Source organism: Enterobacter sp. HNDS-6 (assembly GCF_039850505.1).
Lineage (GTDB): Bacteria > Pseudomonadota > Gammaproteobacteria > Enterobacterales > Enterobacteriaceae > Enterobacter > Enterobacter kobei.
On sequence record NZ_CP156673.1, the window covers coordinates 3,647,893 to 3,663,872 of the forward strand.

A 15,980-nucleotide genomic window follows, 5' to 3' on the forward strand; every position below is an offset into this window, starting at 1 on the left:
AGACATGGAGAGCAAAATGAAAAGCGTAGCCGTGCTATTGGCCCCCGGTTTTGAAGAGGGGGAAGCGATCGTCACCATTGATATCCTGCGTCGCCTGAATATTACGGTGCAGACGATTGCCTGCGGCGAGAGCCGCGAAGTGGTGAGCTATCACGCCATCTCAATGGTGGCGGACAGCACCCTGAAGGCCAGTTTCGATTGCACCTTTGACGCCGTGGTGTTACCGGGCGGCCCGGAGGGCAGCGTTAACCTGGCGAAAAGCGCGGAGGTCATCGCCTTCGTCCGCCGCCACGATGAAATGGGCAAATATATCTGCCCGATTTGTTCCGCCGCCGCCCGTGTGATGGGCGGTAACGGGCTGCTGAAGGGGCGCCGCTACGTCTGTTCCGGCGATCTGTGGAAAACAGTCAGCGAGGGCAGGTACGTCGATGCCGAGGTGGTGGAAGACGGCAATCTGCTGAGCGGTCGCGGCCTGGGTAACGTATTTGATTTCGCCTTTACCCTGGCGGCGCGATTACAGGGCGATGATGCCCTGGCGCGCGAGCAGGCCAGCCATATTGAGTACGCGTGGCAGGGTAACGGCGATGTGTGAGTTTCGCCCGGCGGCGCTACGCTTGCACGGGCCTACAATGAATAGTGCAATATATTGATATTGTTACGGATTGTAGGCCGGGTAAGCACAGCGCCACCCGGCAAGAAGGGCCGCTAAAATGTTGATGTCGTTTTACAGCCCAATCACCAGCTCCCCCGAATGGCTCCGCGAGCAGCACAGCGCCACCTGCTGGTTTGTTGCGCCTTTTTCCGCCTCCGACTGCACGCTGTCCCGGTGATCCACCACGCCGTCAATCACCGGCGTCAGGCAGGCGCCGCAGATCCCCATTTCACAGGACAGCGGTACGTCTACGCCGTTTGCCTGTAAGACCTGGGCAATGGTCTTATCCGCAGGCACCGGCCAGCGCTCCCCGGTGGAGGCCAGTTTAACGGTAAAGATCTCGCCGGTTTCATGACCAGCGGCAGGCGCAGCAGGCTGAAACGCCTCGCTGTGAATGAGGGCGTTATCCCATCCCTTCGTCGTTGCCACATTGCGGACTTTCTCCATAAAACCCGCAGGTCCGCACACCCAGGCATGCAGTCCCGCTTCCGGTATGGGGAGATGTTCTGCCAGCGCTGAGCGGGGGCTGAGGGTATGAATGATGCACTCACCGTACTTTGAGAGTTCCCGAACAAACGCCGCGCTTTCGCGATTTTTAACGTAATAATGCAGCGTAAACGGCGTTCCGGCCGCCTTCAGCTGCAGGGCCATCGCAAACAGCGGCGTAATGCCAATGCCCGCAGCCAGGAGTAAAACCCGCTCTGCCTGAACGAGCGGGAACAGATTGCGTGGGGCGGAGATCGTGAGTTTCTGTCCAGGCCGCAGCGTCTCGTGAACGTAGCGCGACCCGCCGCGCGAGGCGGTTTCGCGCCCCACGCAGATAAGATACCCCTCGTCCTCACAGGCTCCGGTCAGGGAATACTGGCGCACCAGGCCGCAGGGCAGGTGCACATCAATATGCGCGCCGGGCTGCCACGCCGGTAGCGCGGCGCCGTTTTCCGCCACCAGCCTGACGGCGAGGCTTTTATCCCCCTCACGCCACAGCCCATCAACGATAACGCTCAACATATTGGCCTCCGTCATACCAGGAAAAATTCGCCGAATCCCATCTTTTTCAGTCCCCGACGGTAGGCAATCGAGCTTTTATCCGCCGGGATATGGGCTTCGAGCGTCAGATCCAGCGGCAGGCTTTCCGGGCGCTGGGTTTCGACCATCAGACGGTCTTCTTCAAAAATGCGCAGATTGAAGGCATGCACATCTTCCACCGGAATATGCAGATCGAAGTTGCGCGCGATAGGGGCGAACATCCGGGTCACCCGCGATGATACTGGCGACGCGGCGTTCATAATCACCAGTCGGGATTCCCCCGGGAAATGGATCGTCAGCGTGGCGGTAAACGGCAGATGCATTTCAAAATGACGCAGCCACTGGAAGCCCTCCGGAGCCTGGACGTCTGAACTGGCGGGATAGTTGCTCACGGAACTCCAGTAATCGGCCACGAAACCGAACGGCGTCTCCTGCGGCTGATAGGTGGGAACCAGCTGATTATTGGGATCGGCAAAGGTATCGGTGTGGATCCAGGCAAAGTGCGCCACGTCCAGAAATCCTTCCACCTGGCGACCGGCGAAGCCATTCACCTCGAACGCCGGGCAGTTAATCTGCTGGAATCCGTCGTCATCCCAGTGCGGCATGGCGGGCAGCGGTACCGGATTGTCCGGGTCAAAGGCCAGACAGGTCCAGATCAGGCCAAAGCGCTCCTCCACGGCGTAGCTAATCAGGTTCAGCTTCGCCGGAACGGGCTGGTCGGGGCTGGACGGGATACGGTTGCAGCGCCCGTCCTCTCCGAAGCGTAAGCCGTGGTACGGACAAATAATGCCGTGCTCATCGTGAAAGCCCAGCGTCAGCGGTACGCCGCGGTGCGGACAGACATCCCGGGCGACCACGACCTGGTCGTTAATCCGGTAAATGACCAGCTGTTCATCCAGCAGGGTTGCTTTAACCGGTGCCGGGCCGATGTCGCAGGCGCGTGCAACCGGATGCCAGCATTTCGCCAGGCGCAGCCAGTCCTCTGGCTCAAAGGTGCAGTGGGCGGGTGGAGTCGGTTCTCTTTTCATCGTTGTCCCTCTTTGTTCAGCCTAACGGGCCGCCCTGAATGGTCTCGCACAGACCGTTGATGATGCGCTCCCCGGTCTCCTCTTTCAGCTCCTGATACCAGGCCTGCGTCAACGTCATGTCTTTGCCGTGGGTGACGTCGCAGCGTTTGCGCGCCTTCAGCACCAGGTCACGCACCCGGTCGCAGCGCAGCGCTTCGTACTGTCGCAGCGCCAGCGTAATGTTGTGGTTCTCTCGCAGGCATTCGCCCAGCACCACGGCATCTTCCATCGCCGCACAGCCGCCCTGGCCGATATCCGGCGTGGTGCTGTGCCCGGCATCGCCGAGCAGCGCGACGTTGCCGCGCACCAGGGTATCGAACGGTTCGATGTCGTGGATTTCAATCCGGTTAGTGGTGTCAGGATCGAGCGCGGCGATAAGCTTTTGCACCGGCGGCGCCCAGCCGCGGAAGTAGCCCGTGAGATCGGCACGCAGGGTGGTGCGATCTTCTGCCAGACCCGCAGGGAGCGGCACGTCAAAGAAGAAGTAGAAGCGTCCGCCGGAGACGGGCATCAGCGATACGCGTTTGCCCTCACCAACGAAGGTGGTCCACTGGTGCGCCGGGGCAATCTCTTCATCAATCTTCACCAGCCCGTTCCAGTTCACGTAACCGGCGTAGCGGCGCTCCGGCGTATAACCCAGCACATACGGACGAACCGCCGAGTGGCTGCCGTCGGCGGCAATCAGAAAATCCCCGGTTGCCGCGGTGCCATCGGTGAAGGTGACGCTCACGCCCGCGTCATCTTCCCGGACACGTTCGACGCGCTTGCCAAACTGCACGTTATCGCGCCCCCAGAAGTCCAGCATTTCGCGCTGAAGTTCCGCGCGCGAGACGGGGCAGGGACGCCCGCCGGTGCGCTCGACCAGCGGCGCGAGGCTAAAGCGGGTCAGGGTATCGCCGCGCCGGTAATCTTTGTAGGCCATAAAACGCATCGGCCCGCCGTACGTCTCGATGATGTCGCCCATGCCGAGGTGCTGCATGCATTTCACGCCGTTAGGCCAGATGGAGATGGCCGCCCCGACGGGCTTGATCGCTTTGACGGCTTCAAACACGGTACAGTCGATGCCCGCTTTCTTCAGCGCAACAGCGGCGCTCAGGCCGCCAATTCCCGCACCAATAACGATTGCTTTCATGCTTCTCTCCTTTTGCAGGGTGTAAAGCCATTCAGCAATTTGCGTACCAGGCTGCAACGGGGTGAAAACGGCGTTGTGAAGGGCAGGTTTGCACTGCTAAGGTGCGCAGACGCGGTGAGCTTGCCTTTTTTTGAATCAAAAATTTCCAGTTGAGCTATACGGAATCAACTGTTTCACGCTCAGGCAAAGGAGTGGCGTGGTTTGTGCAATGACCTGAAAGAGGATAATCAAGGAGATACTATGATCGCACTGCACGACTTTAATCGGCTTCCTGAGAAAGAGGCTCTCGCGCGGCTCCACCCCTGCGTGGCGATCCCCGGCTGGGCTGAAGCCCTGGTACGCGGGCGGCCCTATTCCCGCCGGGAAGACGTGTTCAGTACGGCACTGGCGCTGACGCAATGCTGGGATGAGACGGCGTTAACGCAAGCCCTGAGCGCCCATCCGCGTATCGGGGAAAAGCCAGCGGGTTCCCAGGCGGAGGCAGCACTGTCGCGGCAGGAACAGGGCGCGGTGAATGACCGCGATGCTGCCCTGACGCAGGCGTTACGGGAGGGAAACGCCCGCTATGAAGCCCGTTTCGGACGGGTCTTTCTTATCCGCGCGAAGGGCCGCAGCGGAGAAGAGATCTTAGAGGCGCTGAACGCGCGGCTGGAAAACAACGATACGCAGGAAGTATTGACCGCGCTGGAACAGCTGCGGGAAATTACGCTGCTGCGGCTGGAAGGAGTCATAAGCGAATGAGCACACTCAGCACCCATATTCTCGATATTTCAACGGGGAAACCCGCCGAGGGCGTGACGGTTCATCTTGAGCGGGACGGGGAGATCATGGCGACTGGCGTCACGAACGCCAGTGGGCGCATCACAGAATTCGTCCCGAACCTGGCAAAAGGCCGCTACCGGCTGGTGGCCGAAATCGGTAAGTGGTTTAGCGACACAGGCCGCGAGACGATCTATCCCTGCGCGCAGATTGAGTTTGTGACGGGAGAATCGGCAGACGAGCATTTCCATCTGCCGTTTGTGATTGCGCCCGGCGGCTGGTCAACCTACCGGGGCAGCTGACCACACCTGCACGCCGTTGACCCAGGTTTCGCTGATGTTGCGCTCATCGCCCAGGGTCATCAGCACAAAGAGCTGCTCGTAAATGTCCTGGCAGCGGCGATTGCGCAGGCGCTGCAGCGGCGTTACGTCCGGGTCGATGACGACGAAATCCGCCTCTTTGCCGGGCGTGAAGTTGCCAATCTTCTCGTCAAGCCGGAGGGCGTGCGCGCCGCCCAGCGTGGCGTGGTAAAACGCCTCGCTGGCGCGGAGACGGTAGCTCTGGAGCTGACCCACCTTGTACGCTTCCCCCAGGGTACGCAGCATGCTAAAGGTGGTGCCCGCGCCCACGTCAGTGCCGATGCCCATTCGCACTCTGTGCTGCCAGCAGGCGGGCAGGCGAAACAGCCCGCTACCGAGAAACAGGTTCGAGGTGGGGCAAAACGCCACCGCCGAACCGGTGTCATGCAGGCATTGCCACTCGCTGTGGTGCAGGTGGATGGCGTGGGCAAACACGCTGCGCTCGCCGGTCAGGCCGTAGTGGTGATACACGTCCAGATAGCGTTCATGCTCCGGCCAGAGGTCGTTCACCCAGGCCACTTCGTTTGGGTTTTCGCTCAGATGGGTTTGCAGCCAGGTATCCGGAAACTCCTCTCTCAGCAGGCTGACCGCGGCGAGCAACTCGGGGGATGACGTCGGGGCAAAGCGTGGCGTAATGGCATAGCCCAGCCGCCCCCGGTGATGCCAGCGCTGGATCAGCTCGCGCGTCTGCCGGTAGCTCTGTTTCGCGTCCTCGCTCAGGTAGTCCGGCGCGTGTCTGTCCATCATCACCTTCCCGGCGATAAGGCGCATGTTGAGGCGCAGCGCCTCAGTAAACAGCGCCTCGACCGATTCCGGATGCAGCGTGCAGAACACCAGCGCGGTGGTGGTGCCATTGCTCACCAACTGGTTAATGAAAAATTCGGCGATCTCTTTCGCGTAGGCTTCATCGGCAAACTGGCTCTCCACCGGGAAGGTATAGGTGGTCAGCCACTCCAGCAGCTGCTCGCCAAAGGCGCCGATCATCTCCGTTTGCGGATAATGCACATGGGTATCGATAAAACCGGGCAGCAGCAGCTTGCCGCGCAGGTCAGTGTAGCCTTTGTGCGGGTCAAGATACTGCTCGCCCTCCTGCCACGCCATGTGCGCCAGAATGTGGCCATTCTGAATAAACAGCAGCCCGTCCTCAAGGTAGCGCGCGTGTTCGGCAATGGTGTCTGCGCTGTCGCAGACCTGGGCAATGTCAAAAAATGTACCGCGTATCGCAGTCTGGTATTCCATCATGGTTCCTGCCTTCGTGTTTGCGTAGCGGGGTGAGAAAGCGCAGCAAGAACAGTGCCAGAATGAACGGGCCGCAGTTACGCTGCGGCCAGAGGAGGAGGGAAGGGTTACTCTTTTTGCGTTGCCACGCGGGAGCTGAACGTCGTCGCGCCTGCCGTCTCGCGATCTTCCCGCGCCAGCCAGCGGTAGGTCACGCCGCCGAGGAAGACGCCGATAAACCAGCTGAAGTTCGCCACCTCATGCAGGGCCGGGATAAAGCTAATCACCAGGCCCACGGCAACGGACGGGATCAGCGCGCCGATGGCTTTCGGGTTAAAGCCGTTGCGATACCAGTATTTGCCCTTTGGCGTGTCATCGAACAGGTCGTCAACCGACACCTTGCCGCGTTTAATCAGGTAGAAATCGGCAATCAGTATGCCGAACAGCGGGCCGATAAACGCCCCGAGCACGTCCAGGGTGTAGTGGATTAACTCCGGTGAGTTGAACAGGTTCCACGGGGTGAGCAGGATCGAGCCGACGGCAGCAATCATTCCCCCGGTGCGGAAGCTGATCTTCTGCGGCGAGCAGTTAGAGAAATCAAAGGCTGGCGAGACAAAGTTCGCCACAATGTTAATCCCGATGGTGGCGGTGATCATCGTCAGCAGGCCAATCGCCACGGCCAGATCGTTACCCACGCGGCTGACGGTTTCAATCGGGTCGGTGATCATGCGGCCAAACAGCGACTGGGTACCGGAGACAATCACCACGGTGACGATGGAGAACAGCAGGAAGTTAAACGGCAGACCCCAGCGGTTACCGCGGCGGATCTCCCCCATGCTTTTCCCGTAGCGGGAGAAGTCACCAAAGTTGAGCAGCGGGCCGGAGAAGTAGGAGACCACCAGCGCGGTCGCGGTGATCATCTGCCAGGTTTGCTCGCCCGTGGTCAGGGATTTGCTGGCGAGGGTAAAGGAGATCCCGTCAAAACCGGTCTTGTATACAATCCAGCCCGCAAGAGCCAGCATCACTACGTAGACCGCCGGACCGGCGATATCAATGAAGCGCTTGATGGCGCTCATCCCGTGCCAGAAAACCATCGCCTGCAATACCCACATGATGGCGAAGCAGATCCAGCCCAGATGTGACAGGCCGAGGAACGCGCCGGTGGTGAGTGAAGAGAGCGACGGCCAGAACTTCAGTGCCACCAGCATCAGGGCGTTGGCGGCCAGGTAGGTCTGGATGCCATACCACGCAAAGGCGATAAGCCCGCGGATCACCGCCGGAATGTTCGCCCCAAAGACGCCGAATGCCTGACGGCTGATCACGGCATAGGGCACGCCCGCCATCTGGCTCGGTTTTGCGACCAGGTTGGCGCACAGTTGCACAATACAAATCCCCACCAGCAGGCAGAGTAACACCTGCCAGCTTGCCAGCCCGAGCGTAAAGAAGCTCGCGGCGACCACATATCCCCCCATGCTGTGAACGTCCGACATCCAGAATGAAAAGATATTGTACCAGCTCCAGTTCTGGTCACGCGTGGGTGCCAGATCCTCATTGCAAAGACGTGGGCTGTAAACCGCACCGGAATCAGCGGCCGTACCCTGCTGCGCGTTTTGACTGTTTGGCATGAAACCTGCTCCTGTGAATGAAAACCCGTTGAGTGGGAGTGCAAACGGTGTTGCAGGATCCAGGCCAAAATAATAAATCTTGTATGCAATATTTTATTTTTATGTATACGATTCGATAACGAAAGGTAAAGCACGGAGTGGTGAATGAACAACGTAAATGGCCTGCAGACCGCGCCAGACCTGCATGACAAAGACGAATCCATCTTTCAGGCGCTGATGACCGCAATTGTCGAACATCAGTTGCTGCCGGGGAGCAAATTGCCGGAAGAGGCGCTGGCCGAGGTGTTTGGCGTGAGCCGTACCGGCATCCGAAAGGTGCTGCAACGACTCGCCGCTGTGCAAATGGTCACCTTAACGCCCAAACGTGGTGCACACGTCGCCAGCCCGACGGTAGAAGAGGCGCGGCACATCTTCCGCACCCGCGCGCTGCTGGAGGTCGCTAATCTGCCGGACGTGCTGGCCCACTGCCAGCCGCCGCATCTGGCAGCACTGGAGGCCATTATTCGTCAGGAGCAGCAGGCGCACGAGGCCTATGACGGCCCGGCGGCGATACGCCACTCCGCCAATTTTCACATTCAGCTACAGGCCATCTCCGGCAACCAGGTGCTGACGGAGATGGTGACCGGCCTGAGCCAGCGTTCATCGCTGGTGATTGCCACCTGGGGCGCGCCGTGGCGGCAGGGCTGTCGCTGCAACGATCACGAACAGCTGGTGGATCTGCTGCGCCAGAAGGCGCTCCAGCCGCTCAGCGAGGCCTTAATGCACCATTTTGAACATATCGTCGCCAGCCTCTGCTTCGAGCGGGCGGGCGAGTGTCTGCCTGATTTTGCCCGGCTGTTTGCCGGCCACAAGGAGTCGTAATGTCGTCTGTCTGTATACAAGTGATCAACCCCAACACCAGCCTCGCCATGACGGAAACCATCGGTGCGGCAGCCCGTGCGGTGGCTGCACCGGGAACGGAAATCCTCGCGGTCTGCCCGACCGCAGGCGTGCCGTCCATCGAAGGCCACTTTGACGAGGCCATTGCTGGCGTGGGCGTTCTCGAACAGGTCAAACTCGGCAGACAGCAGGGCGTGGATGGTCACGTTATTGCCTGCTTTGGCGACCCGGGTCTGCTGGCGGCGCGCGAGCTGGCCCAGGGGCCGGTGGTAGGGATTGCTGAAGCCGCCATGCATATGGCGACGCTGGTGGCGACCCGCTTTTCGGTGGTCACCACGCTGCCGCGCACGTTGATTATCGCCCGCCATCTGCTGCATCAGTATGGCTTTCAGGACCACTGCGCGGCGCTGCATGCCATCGATCTCCCGGTGCTGGCGCTGGAAGACGGCAGCGGTCTGGCGCAGGAAAAAGTGCGCGTGCGCTGTATACAGGCGCTGAAAGAGGATGGCTGCGGGGCCATCGTGCTGGGCTGCGGCGGCATGGCGACGCTGGCGCAGGAGCTGACGCGCGAACTGCGCGTGCCGGTTATCGACGGCGTCAGCGCGGCGGTGAAGATGGTGGAGTCGCTGGTGGCGCTGGGGCTGTCGACCAGCAAGCACGGGGATCTGGCCTTCCCGGAAAATAAAGCGTTAAGCGGACAATTTCAGGCACTGAATCCATTTTAATTTTTGGGGGTGGCAATGGGGACTTTTGAACAGGATTACCCGCGCGATCTGCGCGGTTACGCAGGCAACCCACCGCACGCGCGGTGGCCGAATCAGGCGCGCATCGCCGTGCAGTTTGTACTCAATTACGAGGAAGGAGCGGAAAACCACGTTCTGCACGGCGATGCCGGATCCGAGCAGTTCCTGTCGGACATCATCGGTGCCGCAAGCTATCCGGACAGGCACATGTCGATGGACTCGCTCTACGAATACGGCAGCCGCGCCGGATTCTGGCGCATCCACACTGAATTTCAAAAACGCGGTCTGCCGCTGACGGTCTTTGGCGTAGCGATGGCGCTGGCGCGTCATCCGGAAATCGTCGAAGCGATTAAGGCGGCGGATTATGACGTGGTCAGCCACGGCTGGCGCTGGATCCACTATCAGCATATGGACATCGCCCAGGAGCGCGAGCATCTGCATAAAGCGGTGCACGTACTGACCGATCTGTTTGGCAAACCGCCCACAGGCTGGTACACCGGGCGCGATAGCCCCAACACGCGCCAGCTGGTCGTGGAGCATGGCGGCTTCGACTACGACAGCGACTACTATGGCGATGACTTACCCTTCTGGACGGAAGTGGCCTGTAGCGACGGGACCCGTAAACCGCACCTGATTGTGCCCTATACGCTGGATGCTAACGATATGCGCTTTGCCACCGCGCAGGGGTTTAACACCGCCGAGCAGTTTTATACGTATCTGAAGGACAGTTTTGACGTGCTGTACGAGGAGGGGGAACGCGCGCCGAAAATGATGTCTATTGGCATGCACTGCCGCCTGCTGGGGCGGCCGGGGCGTTTTCGCGCGCTACAGCGGTTCCTGGATTACGTGCAGCAGCATGAGCAGGTGTGGGTCTGTACCCGCCAGCAGATTGCCGACCACTGGCGGGAGGTGCATCCGTTTCTGAAATAATTGTGCGATGTTTTGCCGGGTGGCGGCTGCGCCTTACCCGGCTCACAGGACGTCGCCTGCCCGGTCGCGTTATGACATCAAACTCACCTGCGCCGCCACGATCCGCCACCCACAGGCAAACCGTACCCACGTCTGCTGCTGGCGGCCAATGCGTTCCGTGCCCTCGCGGGTAAACTCGGTGCTGCACACGGCATAATTCTTCCCGAAGGTGGTGATGACGGTGTGACGCAACGTTCGCGCCAGTCCGGCTGACGGGCGCGCCGCACGAAAGGCGCGGATTTCATCAATGCCGTACAGGTTTTCACCTGCCCCCAGACGCACCGTATTTTTGTCGTGCCAGAACAGTTCATCCAGCACGGCAATGTTGTTGCTCACCAGCGCATCTTCATAGCGGTAAAACGCCGCCGTCACTTCGGCAACCACCCACGGCAGGTTAATGTCATCGTGATTCATCATGCGACCACCTCCGCCGGGCGGGCATCGGTGATGCCACTCTCTTCCAGCACGCGCGCGACGCGCAGGCAGGCCTGCTCGTTAAACGGCGCGGCAATCAGCTGCAGGCCAATCGGCATACCCCGGGCGGTGCGTAGCGGAACGGTGGTCACCGGCAAACCCAGGAACGAAATCGGTTGAGTGAGCATGCCCATGCTGGCGCGAATGGGCAGCGGCTGACCGTTAATCTCCATGGTTTGCTCACCGATCCGCGTGGCGCTACGCGGCGTTGCGGGGGCGATCAGGACATCGGCTTGTTCAAACAAGGCGTTGAACGCCTGACGCGCCTGAGCGCGAAACCGCTGGGCCTGAATATACCAGGCGGAAGGGATCATCGCGCCTGCCAGAAGCCGTTCGCGGGAATGGGGTTCAAAACGCTCAGGCTCGCGGCGAAGCGCGGGCAGGTACTGGTTACCCCCTTCCGAGGCGCTGGTGATAAACGCCGCGGAGCGCGCCAGCCCGGCGTCGGGGAACTGCAGCTCCTCCTGCACGTCGAGGGCCTTCGCCACCCGCGCCACGGCGTCCCGGGCCTCCGTGTCGCACCAGGTGGTGAAGTAGCCGCCAAGCACCGCACAGCGCAGGCCGTCCAGACCGCGTTCGAGCAGGGGACGCGTCTCCTCGCGCGAGCGTTCTGCCTGAAAACCGTCGCGGGTATCGCGCCCCTGCAGCGCGTCGTACACCGACGCCAGATCGCACACGCGGCGGGCAAAGGGCCCGATATGATCCAGACTCGCGACAAACGGATGGCTACCGGATCGCGACAGGCGGCCAAAGGTGGGTTTCAGGCCATAAATCCCGCACAGGGATGCCGGAACGCGAATGGAGCCGTTGGTGTCGGTGCCGAGCGAAAAATGCACCAGCCCGGCGGCCACGGCGGCGGCTGAACCGCCGGACGAACCGCCCGCGATGCGCGTCAGGTCGTGCGGGTTATGCGTCGCGCCGTAGTGGCTGTTTTCGGTGGTAAAGCCGTAGGCATAGGCATCCATATTCACCATCCCGGTCAGTAACCCGCCCGCGCTACGCAGCTGACGTACGGCAAAACTGTCAGTGGCCGCGGGAGGGCGCTGGCTGAACAGCTCGGCCCCGGCGAGGGTAGTATGCCCGGCAACGTCAAACAGGTTTTTCACCGCATAGGGCACGCCCGCCAGCGGTGGCAGGGGGCGCTTTTCGCGGCGCAGGGTGTCGATATTCGCGGCCTCGGCGAGCATGCGCGCTTCCGTCACGGCGGTCCAGGCGTTGATCTGCGGATTCACGCGCGCAATCGCCTCCAGCGTCTGACGGGCAATCTCATGGGCGCTCAGCTCGCCCGCACTCAGCGCCTGCTGGATTGCGCTGATACTCATCTCGTGTAGCGTCATGCTTTATACACTCCTGCGATCTCCAGACGGTCATCGAGCGGCAGCGCCATCAATGGAGCGGCCATGCTGGCAATGCGGCTGAACTGTACCTGTAGCTCGGCGCGGCGGGCATCATCCAGCGTCACGCCAAGAACGGTCTCCATTTGCGCGAGATAGGCATGCCAGTCGGGTTGTTGTGTCGTCATTATTCTCTCCTCAAAATCCGGCGGCCGCGCCGTTGCTGCGCGGATCAAACGCTCCTTCAAACAGCCCGTTGGGGTGGCGAACAATCGCCCCCGCGTGGCCCATGGCTTCACTGAAGTCCGGGAAGATCTCCACGTCGTGTCCACGCGCCCTGAGCTGTGACACGGTCTCACCCGAAAAGCGACCTTCCAGTTTTAACGTGTCCGACGTTTGTCCCCAGGTACGCCCCAGCAGCCAGCGCGGGCGAGCGATGCTCTCCTGCAGGGGCGCACCCTGGACCACATAGCGGGTAAACAGCGTGGCCTGCGTTTGCGGCTGTCCGTCGCCGCCCATCGAGCCATAGACCATCACGCGCCCGTCCTTGAGGCGCGCCGCCGCCGGGTTCAGGGTGTGGAAAGGCTGTTTGCCCGGCGCGAGGGCCAGAAGATGACTGGGGTCGAGACTGAACGATGCGCCCCGGTTCTGCCAGACGATGCCGGTATCGGGCAGTACCACGCCGCTGCCAAATTCGTGATAAATACTCTGGATGAACGACACGGCAAGCCCGCTGTTATCCATCACGCCCATCCACACCGTATCGCCGGGACCTTTGCCGGTGCCCCACGATGCGGCACGGCTGTCGTCAACCCTGTCGGCAAGCGCCTGAAGGGCGGTGGGTGCCAGCAGTGCCTGAATATCCGTTTTCAGCTCGCGCGGATCGGTAATGTGCGCATCGCGCAGGCCAAAGGCCAGCTTGGTGGCTTCAACAATACGGTGAATCGTCCCCGCATCGTCAGCCTCCGCCATATTCAGGCGGTCTGTGATGCCGAGTATCGCCAGCGACACCAGCCCCTGCGTCGGCGGGGCGTGGTTATAAATTTCTCCCTGCTGATGCAGCAACTTCAGAGGCGTGGTGCGCCGGGCGACGTGGGCGTGTAGATCGGCCAGCGTGACCGGCAGGCCCAGCGTCTCCATACCCTGCGCCAGCACCTCCGCCAGCGGGCCGCGATAAAAACTGTCCAGACCGTCTTCCACCAGGCGCGAAAGGGTCGTGGCCATGGCGGGCTGGTAAAAACGGCTCCCGACCGGCGGTGGCTTGCCGTCCACCAGCCAGGTTTCGGCAAAGCCGGGAACGTCCTTTAGCTCGTCAAATTTACTGGCGGTGGCATGCGCCTGTGACGCCGTGACCGGGGTACCGTTTTGCGCGTACTCAATGGCGTCGGCCAGCAGGCGGGACAGCGGCAGCGCCTTGCCCGTCATCTCGCGCGAGACCTTCAGCGCCTCGTCCCAGCCGCTCACCGTGCCGGCAACGGTCAGCGCCGCCTGAGGGCCGCGATGGGGGATATGCGGGAGCCCGTCGTAGGCCGCGAGCGTCGCGCGCGATCCCGCCGCACCGCTGGCATCAATGGCGATCGGATCCCCTTCCGGCGGCACGATAAGCCAGAAGCCATCGCCACCCAGCCCGTTCATGTGCGGGTAAACTACGGCAATGGTGGCCGCCGCCGCGACCATGGCTTCTATCGCGCTGCCGCCTTCGCGCAGGACGGCCAGCGCACTCTGGCTGGCAAGGTGGTGGGGGGCAACAGCCATCCCGTGTGTGGAGACATTACTTTGCATGAAGCGTCCTCATAACCCTTAAAGTCACAAGGTGCTGCAAAAGCTGTTCCAGTTCTGAATAAAAAGTTTCATGCCAGTTGCCGCAGAAGCTGGCATGCTTAATGAATAGTGAGTATGAGATGAAACAAACGTTACAGAGGCGTTATGGAACAGCTTGATGAACGACTGAAAGCGCAATACCCGTCACTGTCGCCGCAGGAGCAGCGGGTGGCGGATTTTATTTTCGATCATTTTGACGACCTTATTAGCTATAACAGTGCCGAGCTGGCGCAGCTAAGCGGGGTATCGAAAGCCACGGTGAGCCGTCTGTTCAAGCGTCTGGGCTATGAGAAGTATAAAGAGATGCGTGACGAGCTGCGCACCCTGCGTCAGAGCGGAATGCCGCTTACCGATAACCGCGACGCGGTGCAGGGCAACACGCTACTGGCGCGCCATTATAAGCAGGAGATGGCGAACCTGACCCAGTGGGTCAATGCTCTCGATGCTCAGCAGTTTGCCGACGCCATGGCCTGCATGGTGAAGGCGCGGCGCATTGTCATTATTGGCATGCGTAACGCCTATCCCGCGGCGCTCCACCTGCGCCAGCAGCTGCTGCAGGCGCGGGGTCAGGTGCTGGTGCTCCCTCAGCCAGGCCAGAGCCTGAGCGAGGAGCTGGTGGATTTAACCCCTGACGATCTGGTGGTGATGATGGCCTTTCGCCGCCGTCCGCGCATTATCCGCCCGCTGATGCAGCAGCTTCAGAGTAGCGGTATTCCGGTGCTGCTGATGTGCGAGCCGCAGGCGCACAGCCTGTTTCCGCTGGCGAGCTGGCAGCTCTGCGCCCCGCTGGACAGCGTTTCGGCCTATGACAGCTATTCCTCGGTCAACAGCCTGATCAACCTGCTGGCGAATGCCTTCCTGCATGACAGTCTCGATAAAGGCCGTCCGCGCATTCACGAGATTGCTTCCCTTTATCAGCAGCTGGACGAACTCGAACAACGATAATGGGGCGTCAGACTGGTGCTTTGCATTGAAATGGTGCAACGTGGCGGGGCGTGAACATCCTCAATTTTTCGCTCCGTCCGCGTTTTATCAGGCTTTATAAGAATATCCCCCGTTTCGCCTCACCTGGCACATTAGTTGCAAAATCACATTCAAAGAATCTTTTGTTTCATGTTAACGTTACGGGGAAGCACCATGAAAAAACTGTTGATTGCACTGGCCGGGGCCGCATGCCTCTTCACACAACTGCCTGCAAAGGCTGACCAGCTTCAGGATATCGAGAAGCGCGGCACCCTCCGCATTGCCGTGCCGCAGGACTTCCCGCCGTTTGGCTCGGTGGGGACCGACCTGCAGCCGCAGGGCTACGACATTGACATGGCACGCTATCTGGCGAAACAGATGAAGCTCAAGCTGCAGCTCGTGCCGGTGACCAGCGCCAACCGTGTGCCGTATCTGCAAACCGATAAGGTGGATCTGGTCATCTCCAGCCTCGGGAAAAACCCGGAGCGCGAGAAGGTGATTGATTTTAGCCGCGCCTACGCGCCGTTCTTCCTTGGCGTGTTTGGCCCGAAAGGGGCCGAGCTGAAAGATGCCGCCGGGCTGAGCGGAAAAACTATCGGCGTGACGCGCGGGGCGGTGGAGGACATGGTACTCACCAGCCTGGCGCCGAAAGATGCCAACGTGAAACGTTACGAAGACAATAACACCACGCTCTCTGCATACCTTTCCGGACAGGTGCAGTACGTGGCGACCGGCAACCTCGTGGTGGCGGCGATTTCCCGCCAGAATGCTGATAAGGCCCCGGTGCCGAGCTTTATGCTGAAAGATTCACCGTGCTTTATCGGCCTGAAGAAAAACGAACCGGCCCTGAAGGCAAAAGTGGATGCGCTGATTGAGCAGGGCATTAAGGACGGCACGCTGAATGGTCTGTCTGAGCAATGGCTGAAGGCCCCGCTGCCGGCAAACCTTGGCGCCTGAGC

General features: G+C 60.8%; 16 protein-coding genes and 1 pseudogene. 8 read left to right on the forward strand and 9 right to left on the reverse strand.

Annotated elements, in window-relative coordinates; all coding sequences use genetic code 11:
• The first annotated feature begins 16 nt into the window (after window positions 1-16).
• The gene (locus ABFI50_RS16980) at window positions 17-592 is read left to right on the forward strand and encodes a DJ-1/PfpI family protein (RefSeq protein ID WP_347484603.1); all 576 of its coding nucleotides are present in this window, start codon (window positions 17-19) and stop codon (window positions 590-592) included.
• 132 nt (window positions 593-724) lie between these two features.
• Here the strand turns inward: ABFI50_RS16980 and ABFI50_RS16985 are convergent, their stop codons facing one another.
• Genes ABFI50_RS16985 through hpxO form a run of 3 tightly spaced genes read right to left on the reverse strand, consistent with a single transcriptional unit; the run spans window position 725 to window position 3,877 of the window.
• Complete coding sequence (locus tag ABFI50_RS16985) at window positions 725-1,660, reverse strand: PDR/VanB family oxidoreductase (RefSeq protein WP_176260495.1); 936 nt, start codon at window positions 1,658-1,660, stop codon at window positions 725-727.
• Window positions 1,661-1,671: 11 nt separating this feature from the next.
• Window positions 1,672-2,706 carry a molybdenum cofactor-independent xanthine hydroxylase subunit HpxD gene (gene hpxD, locus ABFI50_RS16990; RefSeq protein WP_347484607.1) on the reverse strand — a complete coding sequence of 345 codons (1,035 nt, stop codon included), beginning with the start codon at window positions 2,704-2,706 and terminating at the stop codon, window positions 1,672-1,674.
• 16 nt (window positions 2,707-2,722) lie between these two features.
• Window positions 2,723-3,877 (reverse strand): FAD-dependent urate hydroxylase HpxO, encoded by a 1,155-nt coding sequence (hpxO, locus tag ABFI50_RS16995; RefSeq protein ID WP_023337051.1) that lies wholly within the window; start codon window positions 3,875-3,877, stop codon window positions 2,723-2,725.
• A gap of 240 nt (window positions 3,878-4,117) precedes the next feature.
• Here hpxO and uraD point away from each other — a divergent pair, with 240 nt between their 5' ends.
• Window positions 4,118-4,618, forward strand: a complete 501-nt coding sequence (gene uraD, locus ABFI50_RS17000) for a 2-oxo-4-hydroxy-4-carboxy-5-ureidoimidazoline decarboxylase (protein ID WP_176260496.1) — start codon at window positions 4,118-4,120, stop codon at window positions 4,616-4,618.
• Window positions 4,615-4,938 (forward strand): hydroxyisourate hydrolase, encoded by a 324-nt coding sequence (gene uraH / locus ABFI50_RS17005; RefSeq protein ID WP_023332642.1) that lies wholly within the window; start codon window positions 4,615-4,617, stop codon window positions 4,936-4,938. Before uraD ends, uraH begins: the two co-directional genes overlap by 4 nt.
• Here uraH and guaD read toward each other — a convergent pair.
• Window positions 4,918-6,234 (reverse strand): guanine deaminase, encoded by a 1,317-nt coding sequence (gene guaD / locus ABFI50_RS17010; RefSeq protein ID WP_045269370.1) that lies wholly within the window; start codon window positions 6,232-6,234, stop codon window positions 4,918-4,920. The two genes, uraH and guaD, sit on opposite strands and share 21 nt — an antisense overlap.
• A gap of 107 nt (window positions 6,235-6,341) precedes the next feature.
• Window positions 6,342-7,838: an NCS1 family nucleobase:cation symporter-1 gene (locus ABFI50_RS17015; RefSeq protein ID WP_047028032.1), complete on the reverse strand. Its 1,497-nt coding sequence runs from the start codon at window positions 7,836-7,838 to the stop codon at window positions 6,342-6,344.
• Window positions 7,839-7,982: 144 nt separating this feature from the next.
• On the opposite strand from ABFI50_RS17015, the gene ABFI50_RS17020 reads away from it, so the two are divergent.
• From ABFI50_RS17020 to puuE, 3 genes and pseudogenes are all read left to right on the forward strand, one after another.
• Window positions 7,983-8,699 (forward strand): GntR family transcriptional regulator, encoded by a 717-nt coding sequence (locus ABFI50_RS17020; protein ID WP_014883286.1) that lies wholly within the window; start codon window positions 7,983-7,985, stop codon window positions 8,697-8,699.
• Window positions 8,699-9,570, forward strand: a pseudogene (locus tag ABFI50_RS17025) (aspartate/glutamate racemase family protein); the annotation flags it as partial. The gene ABFI50_RS17020 and the pseudogene ABFI50_RS17025, both read left to right, overlap by 1 nt.
• Window positions 9,491-10,390, forward strand: a complete 900-nt coding sequence (gene puuE / locus ABFI50_RS17030) for an allantoinase PuuE (protein WP_226856271.1) — start codon at window positions 9,491-9,493, stop codon at window positions 10,388-10,390. The pseudogene ABFI50_RS17025 and the gene puuE, both read left to right, overlap by 80 nt.
• Before the next feature lie 69 nt (window positions 10,391-10,459).
• On the opposite strand, the gene hpxZ is transcribed toward puuE, so the two are convergent.
• From hpxZ to hpxW, 4 genes are read right to left on the reverse strand one after another with little or no spacing between them, the layout of a single operon-like run.
• Entirely contained in the window at window positions 10,460-10,846 is a 387-nt protein-coding gene (hpxZ, locus tag ABFI50_RS17035; RefSeq protein ID WP_176260497.1) for an oxalurate catabolism protein HpxZ, read from the reverse strand.
• Window positions 10,843-12,240, reverse strand: a complete 1,398-nt coding sequence (locus ABFI50_RS17040) for an AtzE family amidohydrolase (protein ID WP_176260498.1) — start codon at window positions 12,238-12,240, stop codon at window positions 10,843-10,845. Before ABFI50_RS17040 ends, hpxZ begins: the two co-directional genes overlap by 4 nt.
• Window positions 12,237-12,425, reverse strand: coding sequence for an oxalurate catabolism protein HpxX (gene hpxX, locus ABFI50_RS17045; RefSeq protein ID WP_023332649.1), 189 nt, complete (start codon window positions 12,423-12,425; stop codon window positions 12,237-12,239). The genes ABFI50_RS17040 and hpxX overlap by 4 nt, the downstream gene beginning before the upstream one ends.
• Before the next feature lie 10 nt (window positions 12,426-12,435).
• Entirely contained in the window at window positions 12,436-14,019 is a 1,584-nt protein-coding gene (hpxW, locus tag ABFI50_RS17050) for an oxamate amidohydrolase (RefSeq protein WP_176260499.1), read from the reverse strand.
• 144 nt (window positions 14,020-14,163) lie between these two features.
• Between hpxW and hpxU the strand changes: the two genes are divergently transcribed.
• Both hpxU and ABFI50_RS17060 read left to right on the forward strand, forming a co-directional pair.
• Window positions 14,164-15,003 carry a MurR/RpiR family transcriptional regulator HpxU gene (gene hpxU / locus ABFI50_RS17055; RefSeq protein WP_014883293.1) on the forward strand — a complete coding sequence of 280 codons (840 nt, stop codon included), beginning with the start codon at window positions 14,164-14,166 and terminating at the stop codon, window positions 15,001-15,003.
• Between the two features lie 192 nt (window positions 15,004-15,195).
• Window positions 15,196-15,978, forward strand: a complete 783-nt coding sequence (locus ABFI50_RS17060; protein ID WP_014883294.1) for a transporter substrate-binding domain-containing protein — start codon at window positions 15,196-15,198, stop codon at window positions 15,976-15,978.
• Window positions 15,979-15,980 lie beyond the last annotated feature (2 nt).

Coding starts and splice junctions, on each gene's coding strand:
- ABFI50_RS17015 (WP_047028032.1), bottom strand. CDS start 7,838: ATGCCAAACAGTCAAAACGCGCAGCAGGGTACGGCCGCTGATTCCGGT.
- hpxW (WP_176260499.1), bottom strand. CDS start 14,019: ATGCAAAGTAATGTCTCCACACACGGGATGGCTGTTGCCCCCCACCAC.
- guaD (WP_045269370.1), bottom strand. CDS start 6,234: ATGGAATACCAGACTGCGATACGCGGTACATTTTTTGACATTGCCCAG.
- ABFI50_RS17040 (WP_176260498.1), bottom strand. CDS start 12,240: ATGACGCTACACGAGATGAGTATCAGCGCAATCCAGCAGGCGCTGAGT.
- ABFI50_RS16980 (WP_347484603.1), top strand. CDS start 17: ATGAAAAGCGTAGCCGTGCTATTGGCCCCCGGTTTTGAAGAGGGGGAA.
- hpxU (WP_014883293.1), top strand. CDS start 14,164: ATGGAACAGCTTGATGAACGACTGAAAGCGCAATACCCGTCACTGTCG.
- uraD (WP_176260496.1), top strand. CDS start 4,118: ATGATCGCACTGCACGACTTTAATCGGCTTCCTGAGAAAGAGGCTCTC.
- hpxO (WP_023337051.1), bottom strand. CDS start 3,877: ATGAAAGCAATCGTTATTGGTGCGGGAATTGGCGGCCTGAGCGCCGCT.
- uraH (WP_023332642.1), top strand. CDS start 4,615: ATGAGCACACTCAGCACCCATATTCTCGATATTTCAACGGGGAAACCC.
- hpxD (WP_347484607.1), bottom strand. CDS start 2,706: ATGAAAAGAGAACCGACTCCACCCGCCCACTGCACCTTTGAGCCAGAG.
- ABFI50_RS16985 (WP_176260495.1), bottom strand. CDS start 1,660: ATGTTGAGCGTTATCGTTGATGGGCTGTGGCGTGAGGGGGATAAAAGC.
- hpxX (WP_023332649.1), bottom strand. CDS start 12,425: ATGACGACACAACAACCCGACTGGCATGCCTATCTCGCGCAAATGGAG.
- hpxZ (WP_176260497.1), bottom strand. CDS start 10,846: ATGATGAATCACGATGACATTAACCTGCCGTGGGTGGTTGCCGAAGTG.
- ABFI50_RS17020 (WP_014883286.1), top strand. CDS start 7,983: ATGAACAACGTAAATGGCCTGCAGACCGCGCCAGACCTGCATGACAAA.
- ABFI50_RS17060 (WP_014883294.1), top strand. CDS start 15,196: ATGAAAAAACTGTTGATTGCACTGGCCGGGGCCGCATGCCTCTTCACA.